Origin of the sequence: Hoskinsella mucinilytica, from assembly GCF_045223415.1 — a bacterium.
Lineage (GTDB): Bacteria > Bacillota_I > Bacilli_A > Erysipelotrichales > Erysipelotrichaceae > Hoskinsella > Hoskinsella mucinilytica.
Map to the genome: position 1 here is coordinate 1 of NZ_JBEQZJ010000132.1, position 347 is coordinate 347.

The 347-nt window shown below is 38.0% G+C and carries 1 protein-coding gene; it reads right to left on the reverse strand.

What is annotated here, in order from left to right:
* Positions 1–73: 73 nt before the first annotated feature.
* A partial coding sequence (locus UGRO018_RS17850) for a CpsB/CapC family capsule biosynthesis tyrosine phosphatase (RefSeq protein ID WP_416327861.1) occupies positions 74–347 on the reverse strand: 274 nt, incomplete at its 5' end.

A 347-nucleotide genomic window follows, 5' to 3' on the forward strand; every position in this document is an offset into this window, starting at 1 on the left:
AGCGAATTGGTTGTTTTTCATTCCTTTACGATTCTCTACTTTAGATCGCTTCGGTGCTATCTTTACATCCATCCTATCTCCTCCATAATTTCTTGAAGATTGATTTTTTCTTCACTACTTCTATCTCTTCCATATCTTCATTCCTGATGATATGTTCCGGATTTCTCTTCATTAATATCTCTGCATTGGCTTCTCCATAGGTATCGCTCACATATCGATACACATCTGAAAGCATACAGATCCTATTCCCTGTTGGTCGATGAGCATCACTTGCAATTACATGTGCCATACCATGTTCCAATAATTTATGAGCATTCTTCTGTACTGTTGAGCCATGCATACCTAGA